Source organism: Acidithiobacillus ferriphilus (assembly GCF_028215975.1).
In the GTDB taxonomy this organism is placed as follows: domain Bacteria; phylum Pseudomonadota; class Gammaproteobacteria; order Acidithiobacillales; family Acidithiobacillaceae; genus Acidithiobacillus; species Acidithiobacillus ferriphilus.
Genome location: NZ_CP116458.1, coordinates 945,468 through 964,075 on the forward strand (window position 1 = coordinate 945,468; position 18,608 = coordinate 964,075).

General features: G+C 57.7%; 18 protein-coding genes. 13 read left to right on the plus strand and 5 right to left on the minus strand.

From position 1 onward, the window contains the following. Window positions 1-108: 108 nt before the first annotated feature. Complete coding sequence (locus tag PJU76_RS04660; protein WP_271780688.1) at window positions 109-621, minus strand: HugZ family pyridoxamine 5'-phosphate oxidase; 513 nt, start codon at window positions 619-621, stop codon at window positions 109-111. A gap of 427 nt (window positions 622-1,048) precedes the next feature. Here PJU76_RS04660 and PJU76_RS04665 point away from each other — a divergent pair, with 427 nt between their 5' ends. From PJU76_RS04665 to PJU76_RS04685, 5 genes are all read left to right on the plus strand, one after another. Further along, complete coding sequence (locus tag PJU76_RS04665; protein WP_271780689.1) at window positions 1,049-1,252, plus strand: hypothetical protein; 204 nt, start codon at window positions 1,049-1,051, stop codon at window positions 1,250-1,252. Window positions 1,253-1,646: 394 nt separating this feature from the next. Continuing rightward, entirely contained in the window at window positions 1,647-3,068 is a 1,422-nt protein-coding gene (locus PJU76_RS04670; RefSeq protein WP_215848829.1) for a form I ribulose bisphosphate carboxylase large subunit, read from the plus strand. Between the two features lie 78 nt (window positions 3,069-3,146). Next, window positions 3,147-3,503: a ribulose bisphosphate carboxylase small subunit gene (locus tag PJU76_RS04675; protein ID WP_064219874.1), complete on the plus strand. Its 357-nt coding sequence runs from the start codon at window positions 3,147-3,149 to the stop codon at window positions 3,501-3,503. Window positions 3,504-3,654: 151 nt separating this feature from the next. After that, a complete protein-coding gene (locus PJU76_RS04680; RefSeq protein WP_271780690.1) occupies window positions 3,655-4,458 on the plus strand; it encodes a CbbQ/NirQ/NorQ/GpvN family protein in 804 nt (267 codons plus the stop codon). 55 nt (window positions 4,459-4,513) lie between these two features. Further along, on the plus strand, window positions 4,514-6,832 hold the full coding sequence (locus tag PJU76_RS04685; RefSeq protein WP_271780691.1) for a nitric oxide reductase activation protein NorD: 2,319 nt from the start codon (window positions 4,514-4,516) through the stop codon (window positions 6,830-6,832). A 28-nt stretch (window positions 6,833-6,860) separates the two neighbouring features. On the opposite strand, the gene PJU76_RS04690 is transcribed toward PJU76_RS04685, so the two are convergent. Then, window positions 6,861-7,223: a hypothetical protein gene (locus PJU76_RS04690; RefSeq protein ID WP_271780692.1), complete on the minus strand. Its 363-nt coding sequence runs from the start codon at window positions 7,221-7,223 to the stop codon at window positions 6,861-6,863. Window positions 7,224-7,443: 220 nt separating this feature from the next. On the opposite strand from PJU76_RS04690, the gene PJU76_RS04695 reads away from it, so the two are divergent. The 8 genes from PJU76_RS04695 (at window position 7,444) to PJU76_RS04730 (ending at window position 15,135) form a co-directional block, all read left to right on the plus strand. Continuing rightward, entirely contained in the window at window positions 7,444-8,307 is an 864-nt protein-coding gene (locus tag PJU76_RS04695) for a YicC/YloC family endoribonuclease (protein WP_064219870.1), read from the plus strand. A gap of 6 nt (window positions 8,308-8,313) precedes the next feature. Further along, complete coding sequence (gene gmk / locus PJU76_RS04700) at window positions 8,314-8,952, plus strand: guanylate kinase (RefSeq protein ID WP_271780693.1); 639 nt, start codon at window positions 8,314-8,316, stop codon at window positions 8,950-8,952. A gap of 24 nt (window positions 8,953-8,976) precedes the next feature. Then, the gene (gene rpoZ, locus PJU76_RS04705; RefSeq protein ID WP_271780694.1) at window positions 8,977-9,252 is read left to right on the plus strand and encodes a DNA-directed RNA polymerase subunit omega; all 276 of its coding nucleotides are present in this window, start codon (window positions 8,977-8,979) and stop codon (window positions 9,250-9,252) included. A 16-nt stretch (window positions 9,253-9,268) separates the two neighbouring features. Further along, on the plus strand, window positions 9,269-11,518 hold the full coding sequence (locus PJU76_RS04710) for a RelA/SpoT family protein (RefSeq protein ID WP_271780695.1): 2,250 nt from the start codon (window positions 9,269-9,271) through the stop codon (window positions 11,516-11,518). Between the two features lie 14 nt (window positions 11,519-11,532). Continuing rightward, entirely contained in the window at window positions 11,533-11,922 is a 390-nt protein-coding gene (locus PJU76_RS04715) for a Rid family detoxifying hydrolase (protein ID WP_064219975.1), read from the plus strand. 1 nt (window position 11,923) lies between these two features. Continuing rightward, on the plus strand, window positions 11,924-12,142 hold the full coding sequence (locus PJU76_RS04720) for a DUF1858 domain-containing protein (protein WP_064219974.1): 219 nt from the start codon (window positions 11,924-11,926) through the stop codon (window positions 12,140-12,142). A gap of 1 nt (window position 12,143) precedes the next feature. Continuing rightward, complete coding sequence (gene recG, locus PJU76_RS04725) at window positions 12,144-14,198, plus strand: ATP-dependent DNA helicase RecG (RefSeq protein ID WP_271780696.1); 2,055 nt, start codon at window positions 12,144-12,146, stop codon at window positions 14,196-14,198. A gap of 88 nt (window positions 14,199-14,286) precedes the next feature. Beyond that, window positions 14,287-15,135: a L,D-transpeptidase family protein gene (locus PJU76_RS04730; protein ID WP_271780697.1), complete on the plus strand. Its 849-nt coding sequence runs from the start codon at window positions 14,287-14,289 to the stop codon at window positions 15,133-15,135. A gap of 14 nt (window positions 15,136-15,149) precedes the next feature. Here PJU76_RS04730 and hemG read toward each other — a convergent pair whose 3' ends face one another. The 3 genes from hemG to PJU76_RS04745 form a co-directional block, all read right to left on the minus strand. Then, a complete protein-coding gene (hemG, locus tag PJU76_RS04735; protein WP_271780698.1) occupies window positions 15,150-16,490 on the minus strand; it encodes a protoporphyrinogen oxidase in 1,341 nt (446 codons plus the stop codon). Between the two features lie 4 nt (window positions 16,491-16,494). After that, the gene (locus tag PJU76_RS04740; RefSeq protein ID WP_271780699.1) at window positions 16,495-17,538 is read right to left on the minus strand and encodes an AI-2E family transporter; all 1,044 of its coding nucleotides are present in this window, start codon (window positions 17,536-17,538) and stop codon (window positions 16,495-16,497) included. A gap of 854 nt (window positions 17,539-18,392) precedes the next feature. Beyond that, window positions 18,393-18,566 (minus strand): hypothetical protein, encoded by a 174-nt coding sequence (locus tag PJU76_RS04745; protein WP_271780700.1) that lies wholly within the window; start codon window positions 18,564-18,566, stop codon window positions 18,393-18,395. Window positions 18,567-18,608 lie beyond the last annotated feature (42 nt).

Below are 18,608 nucleotides of genomic sequence, written 5' to 3' on the forward strand. Positions count from 1 at the left end.
CTGCCCTCTGGTAGCACCTAGCCCTAGCTCTTTGTTTTTACGGGTTGGGTCTAGACGCTATTCAGTCTCGTGGATTTTGCGACGTATGGTTTGGGGGTAAGCGCATTTTCAGTTCCCGACAGTCTTTTGGATATCGTCTGGACCAATCGGAGCGATAGCGTCACCCTTTAAGGTATAGGCCTTCCCGAATCCGGCGATATAACGACCGAATATCGGCCGGAGGCAAAATGCATGAAAATCCGGTAACTCAAATAATACTTCCATGATACCGCCAAACTTGATCATAAACTGCTCGTACAACAAATGGTAATTTTCGGACTCTCTGGAAATTTCATGGACATCGCACGTATAGCTCACGCGCCTTCTGCCCAACACCTGAGGGGCACTCTGTTCATCCTCAATGATCATTATCCCCGTGGGTTTTTTGGCAGCGAGGTGGGCGGTATGCGGAGAAAGCATGCTCACCACAGTATAAAACTGATGGCTTGTTGTTTCGTAAATAAAGGGTGCCATGGATACCTCCGGGACGCCTGCTGAATTTAGCGTTGCCAGGGTCATGGTTTGCGTATTGACTATCAGATTGCTTATTTCTACGGCAACGACTTCTGTTCTTTCCATCATAGTCTCACCTCATTCAACGGATTTTCGGTTAAGCGCCAGTACTGCTGTCCATCACAGTCCCAAAGATCATCGCATGATTATCCTTTATGGATATACACCTTGCCATAACCCACACACAGGACCTTCCCACCCAGCTGAAATGGGTCACCTTCAGTAGAATCATTCTGCTGTTATGGGGGTATCTTTCGAATGGTCCCCTCTTGGGCGTCAATGACAGGTTTAATTATTATTTACAAATACTTATTTCCGTCGCCAGAAACCGACAAGGTAATTGCCCGCCGGTTCAGCCTACCCCCGATTCCATGTCTGGGAAAGACGACAGATGCGTGTGGATAGAAGCGTGCAACAGCCTGTTTTAGCTGGGTGGCATGATCCATGCTATAGCTCTGCCGCAATATGGCCATTTCTATTTATCGAGGAGAACATCATGAAACACATTTCTGCTATTGTTGCTGCTATTGTCGTGAGCTCTTTTTCACTGTCTGCTTTCGCTGTCACCGATGCCCCGGTTAAACATGCTGTTACCAAGCATGTCGTAGCCAAGCATGCCCCGGTGAAGCATGTGGTGGCCAAGAAGAAGTTCATGAAGCACAGCATGGTCAAGAAGGCCCCAGAGAAAAAGGCCAAGTAAGTAGCACGGTTGCTGTAATCCAAACCCCGCCAAGAATATCTTGGCGGGGTTTTTATTAGCCACCCCCGTTCCCCATTGCATTCTTCATTGATGGCGAGAATGACCACGGCGGCAATGCCCCACTTTTGATGGAGCGGGTGCCCATCTCATAGCCTTCGGCGTGTCTTCCAGGGAAATTTTGGCCGAGGCGGCGGTTGTCTTGGCGGTGCGCAATTGGGCCACCCGCTCCTTTTGATCGTCATCAGACGGTTATGTCATCAGCTAAGCCTTATAAAAAAAATAATTAATGCTGATTAGTATTTATGGTTTTCCCGCACTATAGTCCGTCAATCGCTGCAGACGCAGCGATTGACGCCGGTGCCTCCGGCGTCGGGCAACTGCATGGAGGTGGCATATGGCCGTCAAGACCTATAACGCGGGTGTGAAGGATTACCGGAACACCTATTGGGAACCGGATTATAGCGTCAAGGATACGGATATCCTTGCCGTATTCAAGATTACTCCCCAGGCGGGCGTGGATCGTGAGGAAGCCGCTGCTGCGGTTGCCGCCGAATCCTCCACCGGCACCTGGACCACGGTGTGGACCGATCTCCTCACCGATCTCGATTACTACAAGGGCCGTGCGTATAAGATCGAAGACGTTCCTGGCGATGACACCTGCTTTTATGCGTTCATCGCCTACCCCATCGATCTGTTCGAAGAAGGTTCCGTGGTTAACGTCTTCACTTCACTGGTCGGTAATGTATTTGGCTTCAAGGCGGTCCGTGCCCTGCGTCTGGAAGATGTGCGTTTCCCAATCGCGTACGTCAAGACCTGCGGTGGCCCCCCCCACGGCATCCAGGTCGAGCGTGACATCATGAACAAGTATGGTCGTCCGCTGCTGGGCTGTACCATCAAACCCAAGCTGGGGTTGTCGGCCAAAAATTATGGCCGCGCCTGCTATGAGGGCTTGCGTGGCGGTCTGGATTTCACCAAGGACGACGAAAACGTCAACAGCCAGCCCTTCATGCGCTGGAAGCAGCGTTTCGACTTCGTCATGGAAGCGATCGAGAAGGCAGAGCGGGAGACTGGTGAGCGCAAGGGACACTATCTGAACGTCACCGCGCCAACCCCGGAAGAGATGTACAAGCGTGCGGAATACGCCAAGGAAATCGGCGCGCCCATCATCATGCATGACTACATCACCGGCGGTTTCTGTGCCAACACAGGTCTGGCCAACTGGTGTCGCGATAACGGTTTGCTCCTGCACATCCACCGCGCCATGCACGCTGTGCTCGACCGTAACCCGCACCACGGCATTCATTTCCGCGTGCTGACCAAGATTCTCCGTCTATCCGGCGGCGATCATCTGCACTCCGGTACGGTGGTAGGTAAGCTCGAAGGCGACCGCGAGGCGACCTTGGGCTGGATCGACATTATGCGTGATAAGTTCATTAAGGAAGACCGCAACCGCGGTATCTTCTTTGATCAGGACTGGGGTTCCATGCCAGGCGTGATGCCGGTTGCTTCCGGTGGTATCCATGTTTGGCACATGCCGGCGCTGGTCACCATCTTTGGTGACGACTCGGTGTTACAGTTCGGCGGCGGCACCTTGGGCCACCCCTGGGGTAATGCTGCTGGCGCCGCTGCCAACCGTGTTGCGCTGGAAGCCTGTGTGGAAGCCCGCAACCGCGGTGTGCCCATCGAGAAAGAAGGCAAGGCCGTCCTCACCGACGCTGCCAAGCATTCTCCCGAACTCAAGATGGCCATGGAAACGTGGAAAGAGATCAAGTTCGAGTTCGATACCGTCGACAAGCTGGACGTCGCCCACAAGTAAGCACGTTTATCGTGTACCCCGGCGCGGATACTTTGTTTCGCGCTCCGGTGGGCACGTCTTGATGCCTAGGAGCTTTTTATGAGTGAAGTGCAGGATTACAAATCCCGTCTCTCCGATCCGGCGAGCCGGAAGTTCGAAACCTTGTCTTATTTGCCCGCTTTAACTCCGGCGCAGATTCGTAACCAGGTCGAGTATATCGTATCCAGAGGCTGGAATCCGGCTATTGAGCACACCGAGCCGGAGAACGCCTTTGATCACTACTGGTATATGTGGAAGCTGCCCATGTTCGGTGAAACCGACGTGGATCACATCTTGAAAGAGGCGGAGGCCTGTCACAAGGCCAATCCCCATAACCACGTCCGTCTGGTCGGTTATGACAACTTCAAGCAGTCCCAGGGCGCCGCCCTGGTGATTTATCGGGGTAAGACCGTATAAGTAAGCAGTCCCGTGCCGTATCTGTAAGGGCTTCGTGCCAAGCAGATACGGCGCTTGTCGAGAGTACTCCGTAGCCTGCCTTCGCGCTATTTGAATATTCTCGTCAAGTGCCGTGTTTCCCTGTCCGATATTGTCCGAGGAGAATCATCTCATGCGCGACCAACTGGCCGAATACCATATTAAAGAAGCACCCTACTACCGGGCTACCGGTGATGAAATAGAACTGTATGAAGCCGCTTACGGCGTTCGCATGCCAATGATGCTCAAGGGCCCGACGGGTTGCGGCAAGACCCGTTTCGTGGAATACATGGCCTATAAGCTGGGTAAACCGTTGATCACCGTGGCGTGTAATGAAGATATGACGGCCTCCGATCTGGTCGGACGTTTCCTGCTCGATCCGCAAGGCACCCGCTGGCAGGATGGTCCGTTGACCATGGCGGCGCGTTTGGGCGCCATCTGCTACCTGGACGAGGTCGTGGAGGCCCGTCAGGATACCACCGTGGTCATTCATCCGCTGACCGATAACCGTCGGGTCTTGCCGTTGGAAAAGAAGGGGGAGTTGGTCCATGCACACCCCGATTTTCAGTTGGTGATCTCTTACAATCCGGGCTATCAGAGCCTCATGAAGGATCTGAAACAGTCGACCAAGCAGCGTTTTGGCGCTCTGGATTTTAATTACCCAGAGCATGAGGTTGAGACGGAAATTGTTTCCCATGAGACGGGTGTCGGCAAGGACGTCGCCGGTAAGCTGGTGTCCATCGCCGAACGCGCCCGCAACCTGAAGGGCCATGGTCTTGATGAGGGTATCTCCACCCGTATGCTGGTCTACGCTGGTTCGCTGATCAGCAAGGGCGTCGAAGCAAAAGCCGCTTGCCGGGTGACGCTGGTGCGTCCGATTACCGATGACCCGGATATGCGCGATGCCCTGGATGCGGCGGTGACCACTTACTTCTGAGTTCTCACGTTCGCCTTGCAGTAATAAACAGGGTCGCAACGATCACGGAGGACGCATGAAACGTCTCGAAGATTATGCAGAACTGCTGGAGGTTTTCGGCGAGGAAAGCCAAGCCGTTCTGCAGAGTAATTGGCAGGAGGCCGCCCGGATTTTCAGTCCGGCCGGTCTGGATCAATACCTGGATGGCGCCATGGGTATGCGCTCGCTGGGCAAGGGCGATGGCTTGGTGAGCTGTTATCTGGATGCCGTCCCCCACGTCGCCCGCGAAGTGGGGGAAGATGCCGTCTGGGAACTGGTGGGCGCCGTTATGAAGATGGCGTCCAAAACCAGCGGTGCGGTGCTGGAGGCGGTGGTATCCACCAGTCCGACAGCCGCCAACCGTCTGGCCGATCTGGAGCTTTTCAAAAGTTATCTCGGCATGCTGGACCGCCTGCTTGCACAAGTGCCGAGAGCCGTGCGGCCGATGCTGGAAAATATCGACCAGCTTTTCGGTTATTTGACGCTGGGTGGTTTACGCCGCTGGGCATTGTGGGGCGCGCACGCCCATCGCACCGATTTTGTGGCGCAAATTGCGTATTTCTCCCTGAAAAGTCCGGAAGCCCTGGCTATGCTCCAGCAGGAACGCAAAGGCACGCTATTTGTGGATATCCAGCGCCGCCTGCGTATGTATCTGCGCGCGTTGTGGGGACGGGATTTTTTTCTGCGTCCTACCAGTGGTGACTTTGAGGAACGCGAAGGGTACCGGCCCTTCATCGAGGGGATTTTTATCCACATTCCAGACGCTTACGACGACTGGGAAGGCATCGATGGGATGACTCGTTATCGCGCCGTGGCGGCCCATGCCGCGGCGCATATGGTTTATATGTCAAAGGCCATCTCGGCCGAGGCGCTCAATCCGGAACAGATGGCGGTCATTGGTCTGTTTGAAGATGCCCGGGTGGAAGCGCTGGCCATGCGCGCTTTCCCCGGAATCCGGGCCATCTGGTTGCCTTTCCATACGGCGGTGGCGGGGCCGGTCGCCAGTATGGGAGAGCTGTTTTCCCGGCTGGCGCGGGCCATTATCGATCCTGTCTACGAAGATGATAACGCCTGGGTGCGGGAAGGTCGGCAGGCCTTTATGGCGGCCGAGGCGCGTTGGGACGATCCACAGCTCTCCTGGGATTTGGGGGTGCGACTGGCGGACAAGCTGCGTAAAGAGAAGGTGACTTACCACGCCCGAACCGATATTCCCGATGTCCTTTACCGCGATGACAACCGCTATATCTGGGAGTTTGAAGAAATCGACTGGGAGCACGAGGTGACCCTCTTGCCGGGCGCGCAAGTCCGAAAGTATGTCAGCGTCATGGAGATGGTCAACGAAATTGATACGGAACTTGCTGGCGATGATGCGCAGGAAGTCTGGGTGCTGCAATCGGAGCTCTTTCCCTATGAGGATATGGGGGTAAGCTACAACCAGATGGAGGGTAAGGAACCGCTTTCCGATCCTTTTCATTACGCGGAGTGGGATTATCAAATACAGGCCAGTCGTCCCCACTGGGCGACGCTGTTGGAACGGCGCCCCCGCATGGGCGATCTAAACGTCGTGCGTGAAGTGCTGGAAAAGTATAAGCCCGTTTCCAGCCGCCTCAAGTATCTGATCGAAGCCTTGCAGCCCCAGGGCGTGCAGCGTTTGCGCAAGCAGGAAGACGGTGACGAGATCGATATGGAAGCGGCGCTGCGCGCCCTCGTCGATATCCGCATGGGCCTGGCCCCGGATACCCGCATTCACATGCGCACACTGCGCAAGGTGCGCGATTTGGGCGTGCTGGTGCTGATGGATTTATCGGAGTCTACCAACGATAAGGTCCATGGTTCGGAGGATACGATCCTTCAACTCACCCGTGATGCGGCCACTTTACTTGCCGATGCCATGAACCGTATTGGCGATCCTTTCGCTATTCACGGATTTCATTCCGACGGGCGGCATGATGTGGCATATTACCGCTTTAAGGACTTTGATGAGGCATATGGCGACGAGGCCATGGGGCGCATTGCGGGCATGACGGGTAAGTTCTCGACCCGTATGGGAGCGGCGCTGCGGCATGCCGGGCACTATCTCCGTCAGCAGCGGCAGAGTAAAAAGCTGCTGCTGGTCATCACCGACGGTGAACCGGCGGACATCGATGTGCGCGATCCGCAATATCTGCGCTACGACGCCAAGCGTGCGGTGGAGGAGTTGCAGCGGGACGGGGTGATTACCTATTGCCTCAGTCTGGATCCTCACGCCGACGAATATGTGTCGCGGATTTTCGGGGCGCGCAACTATCAGGTAATTGACCATGTCGAGCGTCTGCCGGAACGTTTGCCCATGCTTTACGCCGGCTTGACCCAGTAGCTTTTTGCTCAGGATGGGGCTGTAGATTTCAGGGCCTGCTCTCTTCGGGCTTCCGGGTGCGCGCCAGCATTGAGGCAGCGGCTCGCACCATGGCCTTATTGCTGCGATGTTGGCTCGCCTCCACCTGGCAAGTGGGCCTGCGATGATGGCGCGCATACAGCAGTTCCCAATCACGGCGGGCTTCGGCAGGCTTGGCGCGTGCCAAGGCCAGCATGCCAAATCCATCGTCATCCCAGCCACAATCGCTCAGCACGGCTTCGGGCCAGCGCTGCATATAGGCATCGCGCATGACTTTTTTGCCCAATTCGGCCAGCTCCTCCGTAATACCCAGCGCCCGCGCCCGTGTCTTCCATGCATCCCATTCGAACAGCATTTCTTCCGTGGCAACCATTTGACACTCTCCCGCAGTTGTCATGATGATCGGCGTCCCTGTTTTTTATGGGTACAGTTTTTTAGGTGTAGTTCGGGATCATGATGGTGTCAAGGATGTTTTTCGATATTCTGCACCTTGCAGGCTTATGCCGGGGGTCGCCGGACTGACGGCCATATGCTAGTTTATATGGGCAATGTCTGTATTTCTGTGAACTGGATTGTGCCGAGGGGTCAGGAAAATGATACGCAGTATGACCGGGTTTTCCCGCTGTGAATGTCATGGGGCCTGGGGCACGCTTGCCTGGGAGCTGCGCTCCGTAAATCATCGTTTTCTTGATATTGGTCTGCGCCTGCCCGAGGGCTTGAGCGCCCTCGAAACAGCGGTGCGGGCACGCTTGCAAAAAACTCTCGTGCGTGGCCGGGTGGATGCCTGGTTGCGTTTCCAGCCTGTGGCGGGCGGATCGTTGCGCCTTAATACGGCACTGGCGACGGAACTGCACGGGCTCCATGCGGAACTGACTGATATTTGGGAACTAGGTGAGACCGCGTTTAATCCATGGGATGCGCTGCGCTGGCCGGGTCTGGTGCAGGCATCTGGCACAGATACGGAGATGCTGGAGGCAGAAGTGTTGGTTCTGCTGGATCGGGCGTTGACCGAGTTGCAGGAAGCTCGCGAGCGGGAGGGCGCGGCCTTGGCACAGCTGTTGCTGAACCGTGTGGATGCGCTTGCCGAACAGACCGCAGCTTTGCGCAAGCATTTGCCTGAGCTGGAAAAGGCGCTGCGCGAACGTTTGCAGGCGCGTCTGCGGGAACTGGCGCAGCAGGTAGACGCGGGGCGTTGGGAGCAGGAGTTGCTCTTTTATCTGCAACGTCAGGACGTAGCGGAAGAGCTGGACCGGCTGGATACCCATCTGACCGAATTGCGGCGCATCTTGCAGCGGCGTGAGGCCGTGGGCAGGCGTCTGGATTTCCTCATGCAGGAACTCAATCGGGAGGCCAATACCCTCGCCTCCAAGGCCGGAGACAGCCAGGTGACTTTTGCCTCGGTAGAGCTAAAAGTGCTTATCGAACAGATGCGGGAACAGGTACAGAATGTGGAGTGAAAGCCAATGACTGGTGGAGCAGAACGCGGTATCCTATGGATTATTTCCGCACCCAGCGGGGCGGGAAAGACCAGTCTGGCGCGGGCGCTGGTAGCGGCGACTCCGCAATTGCGGACTTCCGTTTCTTACACCACCCGGCCCCCGCGGCCAGGTGAGGTAGAGGGAACGGACTATCACTTCGTTCCCATGGAAGCCTTCACGGCCATGGCGGAACGCGGTGAGTTTCTGGAGTTCGCCAAGGTGCATGGCAATGGTTATGGCACCAGTGAACCTTGGGTGAAGAGCCAGTTGTTCGCTGGGACGGACTGTCTGCTGGAGATCGACTGGCAAGGTGCGCGGCAGGTGCGGGAAAGATTGCCGGGGCAGGCGGTCAGTATTTTTATCCTGCCGCCTTCTGTCGCCGCCTTGGCGGAGCGCTTGCGCGACCGTGGCCAGGATTCAGAGGCGGTCATTGCGCGCAGGTTGGCGGCGGCACGTGAAGAGTTGTTGCATTACGACGAGTTTGATTACCTGGTTGTGAACGACCACTTCCAAGATGCGTTGGCCGACTTGCAGAGCATTGTCCATGCCGAGCATTTGCGGCGGGGTTATCAGAAGTATGCACAGCATCAACGATTGAAGAATCTTCTCGGTATGAGTGGTTAATTTTACTAAAAAGGTGAATAGACGATGGCACGAGTAACAGTAGAGGATTGTCTGGATCATGTGGATAATCGTTTCGAGTTAACGTTGGTAGCGGCACGGCGCGCGCGGCAATTGGCTTCCGGCGCGATTCCGGCGGTGGAACCAGGGCGCGACAAGAATACGGTCATTGCCTTGCGAGAAGTGGCTGCCGGCAAGGTGAGCCGGGCGATTCTGGACGAGCAGATGCCGCCACCGTTACCCAACTTCCCCGGTGCAGTGAACCGCGAAGCGGCTGGAGCTGAGGATGCCGCTGGCGAGTGAAAACGAGCTAGGCGCAATGGTGCCGAGACTGCCTCTGGCGACAGCGGTGGGCGAGGTGCTGCGTCTGCCGCCGGTTTCTCCGGCTCTAGAGGATCCTTGCGCGCCGCTGCGCGCCTTGCTCCAGCAATACATGACGCCGGAAGAGGTGGCGCGCGCGCGCGAAGCCTACGAGTTGGCGGCCACCGCACACGGCGCACAGACCCGGCGTAGTGGTGAGCCCTATATTCATCATCCGGTAGCAGTCGCCTGCATTCTTGCCGAGTTGCAGCTGGATATGTTCACCATCCAAGCCGCCTTGCTCCATGACGTGATCGAAGATTGCAACGTCAGCAAGGAAAGCATCGTCGAGCGCTTCGGGCCAGAAGTGGCAGAGATGGTGGATGGCGTCAGCAAGCTCGGGCAGGTGCGTTTCGAAACTCGTGAAGAGGCGCAGGCGGAAAACTTCCGCAAGATGTTTCTGGCCATGCCCCGGGATATTCGGGTGGTGCTGATCAAACTGGCCGATCGTCTGCATAATATGCGCACCATGGGCGTGATGACGCCGGAGAAGCGGCGGCGTATTTCCCGGGAAACCCTCGATATCTACGCGCCCATTGCGCAGCGCCTGGGTATTCACGCCATTCGCATTGAGCTGGAGGAGCTGGCCTTCTCCCATCTCTATCCCAAGCGTTGGCATACCCTTAATGAGGCTGTAAAGGCAGCGCGTGGTAACCGCAAGGAAGCGGTGCAAAAGATTGAACACGCCCTGGAGGACCGCCTCCGGCAGGAAGGGTTGGCGGCACAGGTCAGTGGTCGTGAGAAACATGTCTACAGTATTTATAGCAAGATGCAGAAGAAGGGCATGCCCTTCAGCGCCATCCACGATCTCCATGCCTTCCGGGTTATTGTTGCCGATGTGGATGCCTGCTATCGCGTTTTGGGCATTGTTCATAGCCTGTATCGGCCGATCCCCGGGCGTTTCAAAGACTATATCGCCATTCCTAAATCCAACGGATATCAGTCCCTGCACACCGTGCTGCTAGGCCCCTTCGGGCACCCGGTAGAGGTCCAGATCCGCACCGAGGACATGCACCGGGTCGCCGAGGCGGGGGTGGCGGCGCACTGGCTGTACAAGACGGGCTCGAATAATGCGCATGCCGAAACGCAGGCGCGTGCTTGGTTGCAGCGTTTGCTGGAACTACAGATACAGGGAGGAGATTCTCAGGAGTTTTTGGAGAGCGTCAAGCTCGACCTGTTTCCTGATGAGGTCTATGTGTTTACTCCCAAGGGCAAGATTCTCAGCTTGCCCCGCGGCGCAACGGCGGTGGATTTTGCCTACGCCGTGCATACCGATATTGGTGACCGGGCGGTGGCCGCTAAGGTCAATGATATGTACGTGCCTTTGCGCAGCCCTCTGAATAATGGGGATAAAGTGGAGATCGTCACCGCCGCATCGGCGCATCCGCAGCCCGGCTGGCTGGATGTGGTGGTGACCGCTAAAGCGCGTGGCAGCGTGCGTGCCTATCTGAAGACCATTCAGCGCGATGATGCAGAAGTGTTGGGCCGCAATTTGCTGGAAAAGGCGTTGCACAGTCTGGGCGCTAACCTGCAACAGGTTGAAGCGGTTGATTTTCGGCGGGTACTGACGACGTTTAATGTCCAGAATGAGGGAGAACTGCTCGCCGCCATCGGCATGGGTGAGGTTTTCCCGCTGGTCGTGGCACACAAGCTCTTGCCTGGGGAGGAAGATCGTGGGCGTCTGGCGCAGACCGCGCGCCGTCTGGGGCATGCGGTCAGTCAACTACTGCCAAGCCGTCTTAATCGCGAGGAAGCCACGAAAAAGCCCCTGTTGATTCGGGGGACAGAGGGCATGCCGGTGACCTTGGCCCGTTGTTGCCGACCTATTCCCGGCGATCCTATTTTGGGTTTCATCAGTGTCGGCAAAGGCGTGGTGGTGCATACCCACGATTGCCACAACATCCGCGAGTGGCGTAAGCGACGTGACCGTTGGGTGGATGTGCAGTGGGACCCGGAAGCCCCCCAAGGCGAGTTTCTGGTAACGATCCGGGTGGTGGCGGAGAGTGCGCGTGGCGTACTGGCCCGTATCGCCACCCTGATTTCTGATGAAGATTCCAATATCGATCATGTGGACATCGAGCCCCAGGATGGACTCTACACGGGCATCACCTTTACCATACAGGCGCACCATCGTGATCATCTGGCTAAAATCATGCGGAGTTTGCGTAGCCTGCCGATGGTATCCCGGGTACAGCGGGTCAAAGGCTAACAAGGAGTGCGTCTATGCCAGTTCCAGTTCACAGTAATTCAGCACCTCAGGCCATCGGGGCTTACAGTCAGGGTATGGTGCATAATGGCCTGCTCTACCTTTCAGGTCAGATCCCCTTGGACCCCAGCACCGGGCAGATGGTAGAGGGCGACGTCGCCCTGCAGATCCGGCGGGTGCTGGATAACCTGCAGGCGGTCTGCGCGGCGGCGGGTGGGCGGCTGCAGGATGCCATTAAGTTGCAGGTCTATTTGACGGATCTCGGCCATTTTGCAGAGGTGAATCAGGCCATGGAGGCGGAGTTTGCGCCGCCTTATCCGGCGCGAGCCGTGGTGCAGGTGGCGGCACTACCGCGCGGCGCGCAAGTAGAAATCGATGGTATCGTCGCCTTGAGTGAGGCGAGCTGATATGGCGCGCGCGGAACTGCTTACCCAACCCATGCATGTGCTGTTGCAGGCACATCCGGTGTTGGTCGCGCTGCTGGAAGAGCGCGGCATTCACTGCGGGGAATGCTTTGTCGCTGATCGAGAGACCCTGGCGGGGGTGGCCATCATGCATCATATCGATCCAGATGAACTCCTCGCGGAATGGGCACGTCGCGAGGAGGCTCTGTCGCGCACCGACTAGTATGGCGGTAGCGAAGACGGGGCTATATCTGCAGAGTTCCGTCTCGGCGTTGCGCGGGGTCGGCCCCGCGCTGGTCCAGCGCCTGCAGCGCATGGACCTGTGGCGGGTGCAGGATATTCTGTTTCATTTGCCCAGTCGTTATCAGGATCGCCGCCTCATATTCCCTATGGCGACCTTGCAGCCCGGTCAGGAGTGCGCCGTACTGGGTGAAATTGTCACTATCAATCACCAGCGTGGGCGACGCGAACAATGGCTGGTGACCTTGAGTGATGGCAGCGGGTGTCTGCAAATACGGCTTTTTCATATGGTGGCGGCCTTGCGTGGGCAATGGCAGGTCGGGCGGCGGCTCTGGTGTTTCGGCGATTTGCGGGGCGGCTTTCACGGCCTCGAAATGGTGCATCCGGAATGGCAGATGGCCGATGTCCCGCAATTTCAGGCTCCACGTCATCTCACCCCCTTTTACCCCAGTAGTGAAGGCATTACTCAGGCGCAATGGCGGCGCTGGGTAGCGCAAGCCCTGACTTTGCTTGACCAGCTTCCGGACTACCTTGAAGATCGGTTGCCTCCGCACTGGCCCAGGCTGCGCGAAGGTTTGCGTCTGCTCCATGAAAGTGCGGACGAGATTCCCTCCCCCCAGCATCCCGCCAGTCAGCGGCTGGCCTTGGAGGAGTTGCTGGCAAATCATTTGGCGGTACGCCGAATGCGGCAGCCGGGGGCGATGCAGAATGCCCCTTGCCTGCACAGCGACGGGCAGTTGTGGCAGCGTTTCCTGGCGCAACTGCCATTCGTACTGACGGAAGCGCAGGAGCGGGTGATTGCGGAGATTAATGCCGACTTGGCGCGCCATCGGCCCATGCGCCGCTTATTGCAAGGGGATGTGGGCTCCGGTAAGACCCTGGTCGCGGCGGCGGCAGCGCTGACCGCCCTAGAGGCCGGGTATCAGGTAGTGTTGATGGCGCCGACTGAGATTCTCGCAGAACAGTTATATACGCGTTTCCAGCAGTGGTTAAAGCCCTTGGACTGGGAGGTGGGCTATTTGGTGGGTAGCCGCCCGCCGCGCGCCCGCCGCGAGACCCTGGAAGCCCTGGCCAGTGGCAGGCTTGGGCTGGTGACCGGGACGCAGGCCCTGTTTCAGGAGGGAGTGGAGTTCTCTCGTCTTGGGCTGGTCATCATTGACGAGCAGCACCGCTTTGGCGTGGAGCAGCGCCGTCAGTTGCTGGAGAAGGGCGTCATGCCCCACCTGCTGGTGATGACCGCCACGCCGATTCCGCGGACCCTGGCGATGACGGTGCATGCGGACCTGGAGGTGTCGGTCATTGATGCGCTGCCGCCGGGGCGCACCCCCGTGGAAACCCTGGTGATGCCTGACAGCCGGCGGCCCCAATTGATCGGGCGGATGCAACACATGCTGGAGGAGGGGCGGCAAATCTATTGGGTTTGTCCACTGATTGAGGAATCGGAAATCCTCGAATTACAGGCGGCGGAGGCAAGTTTTGCAGATTTGCAAAGCACCCTGCCTGGTGTGACCATCGGGCTGATCCACGGACGGATGCGCGCCGCAGAAAAGGTGGAGGTGATGGCGGCCTTTCAGTCAGGTGCTGTACGCATTCTGGTGGCGACGACGGTGATAGAGGTGGGGGTGGATGTCCCCAACGCCAGTCTCATGGTCGTCGAGCATGCGGAGCGTCTGGGCTTGGCGCAACTGCACCAGCTCCGCGGGCGAGTGGGGCGGGGAGCGCAACAGAGCAGTTGCATCCTGCTGTATCATCCACCCCTGAGCAGCAAGGCACGGGAGCGTTTACGAGTAATGCGCGAAACCCATGACGGTTTTGTCATTGCGCGCAAGGACCTCGAATTGCGCGGGCCGGGCGAGTATCTCGGCACGCGGCAGACGGGCATTCTGCAGATGCGTGTCGCCGACATCCTGCGTGACGAGGCCCTGCTGATCCTCGTGCCAGTCTTGGCGGAGCAGTTGCTGCGGGAAGATCCCGATGCGGCGCAGGCTATCGTGCAACGCTGGTTGGGGAACCGACTGGATTACGGGCAGGTGGGTTAACGGGAATCTGCCAGAAGATCATGGACCTCGCGCTCGGACTTCCGGTATATTATGAACCCGTGTGAGTGGGGATATTGGGGAGAGTAGGGTGATACGCACATGCAAGGGATGGGGGCTGTTGGGGGTTATACCGGGTGTTCTGGGATTGGCGGGTTGCGCGACGACACATCTGTCCTCCGTGCCAGTACACTCGGTGGCCTACTATGCCGCACAGATTCCCCCGCCGGTTGTTCAGCCAGTGGCGCCGGTAGTCTCTCCGGTAATCTCCGAGCCCGTCGCTCAATCGGTGCGTATCGTCATTTCAACCAGCACACACTCCCTGATGGTCTACAAAGGCCCTACCGTGCTGGCGACCTACCCGGTCGCCATCGGTTTTAATGGCGCTGCCCCCAAACGGATGCGAGGTGATGATATTACGCCGATAGGGCGTTATCACATTGGTTGGGTTAGTCGGGACACACGCTATGGCCCGTTCATGGGTTTAACCTACCCTAACCGGAAAAATGCGGCGTGGGGGTTGCGTGAAGGCATTATCACCAAGACGCAATATCGCGCTATTGTCGCTGCCGTCGATGCCGGGCACACCCCACCGCAAAATACCCCCCTCGGTGGCGAAATAGGTATTCACGGCATGGGCCCGCACTTTGCGGATGGCCCTCAGGGCAAGGTGTTCCCTGGGCGCTGGACGGCTGGCTGCGTGGCCTTGTCCAACTGGGATGCACGGCAAATCGCCGCGATGGTGCAGGTGGGGACGCCCGTGGAGATTGTGGGGGATGTGCGCGGATTTCGCCGCAATTTAGAATCAGTCAGTGCCGATGCCCGGTATAAGTCCGCGGCCGTGCTCAACACCAGGGCGACGCCTGGGGCTATTGCGAAGCCTCAGGATACCGCGATGGATACTCTGGTTGCGGCGCTCGCCCCAACCACAGCACACTGATTTTCAGTGTGCTTTCAGCGCTGCCAGTCGGTGTCCTGACTGAATCGGTAAGCTTCTTCCATGCAGTCGCCCAGCGCGACGCCCTCCCGCCAGTTGGCCCGGAAGTATAATCCAGGGTGCCGGGCGCTTAGGGCGTCAATCCGCTTTAGCCGATCCAGGTGCCCGATTTCATATTGCGGGATGGCTTTTGGCCAAGTCTGGCAGCGGCTGAAAACGGACTTGCCGCTAATACCCAGCAGTGGGCCGATCTCGTGTAATGCAGTCGCCAGCAGGTCATCATCAGTACGCCCGGAAAGGTCATTTTGACTGCCGCCGATAAAGGCGGTCAGCAATACCTGATCCGCAGGCGCGCGCCCGGGAAAGAGGGTGGAGGAGAAGAGCACCCCCAGTGTTTCCAGACCCATGACCCGCGGGATCAGCATGCCGAAACCATCCAACGGATGTTGTACCTGTGCGCGCTGAAAGCCAATGGACAGGCTGCCTACCGCAGGATAAGGGATGGCGTCCAGTTCGTGGGCAAGTGCGGCGTCCGTTGGTGCGAGCAGCCTGGCCGCGGCACCCGCGGGCAGGGCGAGAATGAGTCGTTTGCTTTGCCAGGTCTGGTTGCTGCTGCTGACCTGCCACATGCCATTGCTATTACCCAATTGATTGACCGGGGTGTCGCAATGCAGCGCATCACCGAGTGTGCTGGCGACCCTTAGCGGGAGGGTTTGCAGGCCTTCGCGAAAGGAAATAAGACGGGTTTTGGGAGTGCCGGGCGACTTCCTGTGCCGGGCGCGCAGTGCGCCGCGGAGGAGTGAGCCACCGTCTTGCTCCAGCGCCACCAGACGGGGAAGGGTGGCTTGTACCGAAAGGCGTGCGGGATTGCCGGCAAAGACACCGGAGACGAAGGGGTCGACCAGCCAGGTGAGTGCTTCATCCCCGAGCCGCCGCCGCACAAAGTCCGCAACGCTTTCCTTAGCATCCTGCACCCGACGCGGTGACCGGAAAGGCTCGCCAAGGAGACGCAGGCGGCCGCGCGCACTCAGCAGACTGCCGCCGAAAAGCACACCCGGTCCCAGTGCAACGGGTTGTCGATGGCGATTAAGGATATAGCGGCGCTTGGCGAGCGGGTTGGCTTCGACGATGTCTTCTTCCAGGTGTAGTTCGCGGAGCCATTCCGGGACAATCTGGCCTTTGAGCAGGAGCGAGTTGGGTCCCATATCCCGCAGATAGCCTTCTTCCCGTCGACTCTGCAGGTTACCACCTGGCGTGGCGGCTGCTTCCAGCAGCAAGGGCGACCAACCCCGTTTACGGAGGAAATAGGCGGTGGCCAGGCCGGAAATACCCGCGCCGATAATGATGACTTCTTCCACGGGATTATGACCCCTTACCCAGGTAATAAGGGCTCTGCAGGTACCAGCCATGGGCGTGGCGCAGCAGAGCGATGAGGACGGCGGTGACCGGTAGCGCGAGCAGCAGACCGACGAAACCGAAGAGTTCGCCGCCCGCAAGCACGGCAAAAATAACCGCGACCGGGTGTAGACCGATGCGATCCCCCACCAGATAGGGGGTGAATACCATGCTCTCCAGTATCTGACCGATGCCAAAGACAATCAGTACCCAGAGGATAGGCAAAAAAGCACCGGTCTGCACGTACATGGCGAGGCTGGCCATGGCTATGCCGCTCACGACGCCAAGATAGGGCACGAAACTGAGCAGTCCCGCCACCAGACCGACGAGGATGGCGGTTTGCAGACCGACAATACTGAGGCCAATCGCGTAACTGGTGCCGAGGGACAACATCACCAGGAGTTGTCCACGCAAAAAAGCCATGAGCATGGCGTCCGCATCGCCGGCCAGGCGTTGGGAAAGCGGCAGATAGTGCGGCGGGATGAATGCGGCAATACGGGCAATGAGGCGTGGCCAGTCGCGCAGCAGATAAAAACCTAGAACCGGCACTAAAATGACGCTGAGTACACTGCTGATCAGGCCGGAGCCGGAGCTCAGCGCTACCTGGAGGCTGCGCCCCAGCCACCCCGCCAGTTTCTGGGCATTGGCGGTGGCGTAATGAGTGATGCTTTGGCTGTCGAGGGGGATGCCGATTCGCGCGGAGAGTTGCGGGATGATCTGAGTTTGCAGGAGTGTTACATATTTTTGCAGATATTCGATGAATAGCAAGGACTGGTGACGGATGACGGGGAGCAGGGCCATGATGATCCCGGCCAGGATCAGGATGACGAGGACGAAAACCAGTGTGGTGCCCCAGGTTCGGCCGATTCGGTGGCGTTGCAGCCGGGTCACCAGCGGATTGCCGAGATAAGCGAGGATGCCCGCAATCAGAAATGGGCTGAGGATGGGGGAGAGGCGATACGTCAGCCAGCCCAGCAGAATAAGGATGGCCAGCACAAAAAATCGTTGCATCGTTCGCGAGGCCCCCTCATCCCGTATTTAATGATTACAGTGGTCAGGATAACCTAGTCCGGTACGGTTTCGCTATGGGGCTGCGGCGGAGTGCCGGTGACCCGGACAAATAAGGTATCTCTATGGTGCCATACGTTAAAAGAGGTAAATGCAGCATCGCCGTCTGCGTGCCGCATTACGCGTGCGGGAGCTGGCAGACTCTGCCTGTCATCGCTTTATAGGTATTCTGTTTATTTCACATGGCACTACAGCCAATTATATTCAATATATTGTTTAATAAGTAATTTTTAATATTATATGCCGGTTCGGCCTCTTTGGGTGCGACTTTGGGCGCGACCTTCTGATGAAAAGTCTCGCCGTGCGTTTGTCAGAGGTCCGGCGAAGCAACGGCGGATAGATCGGAGATGATTAGATAGCGAATAAATTTACTGTGATTTACCATGATGACTAGTTTATGGAGAAACTCTGTTGTATCATTCTAGCGGGCAGTTATGCCAGAATCTGGCAAATTTCTGATATGTTTTCAAAACTAAATATATGGCGTGGCTAAATTCTCCAGCGATACGTATTCTAGATATGGAGCATGTGAAAAATTATGGACAATCAATCGCGCATGCGGCGTATCCTATGGAGCGCATTCAGCGCCCGCTTTGACCGGGATAAGTCTCTGGCATTGTTGCTTCGCTGGGAAGCCGCGTACATGGGAGGTGCTCTGCGCACACCGACCACGACCAGCATTGAGTTTGTACGCAAAGAAATCGGGTCGAGCCTCTCAGAGAACGCGCGCAAGGCCTTGATACAGGAAATTTTCTCACTATTGACAGTCGATGAAACTTTTCTCGGCCAGGACCCTATTATTCATCTGCAGAGTCTCCGTGAGGCCCGCGCCAGCCAAGAGGCGGCGGCATTCGTATCTCAGCAACCTGATGTACCACCACCACCGCCACCGCCGCCGCCACCGCCGCCGCCGCCGCCACCGCCACCGCCACCGCCACCGCCGCCGCCACCGCCACCGCCACCGACCGCAAAGCGCGGGCACTATGGGCTTGATGAAGACACGTTTTCCCAGA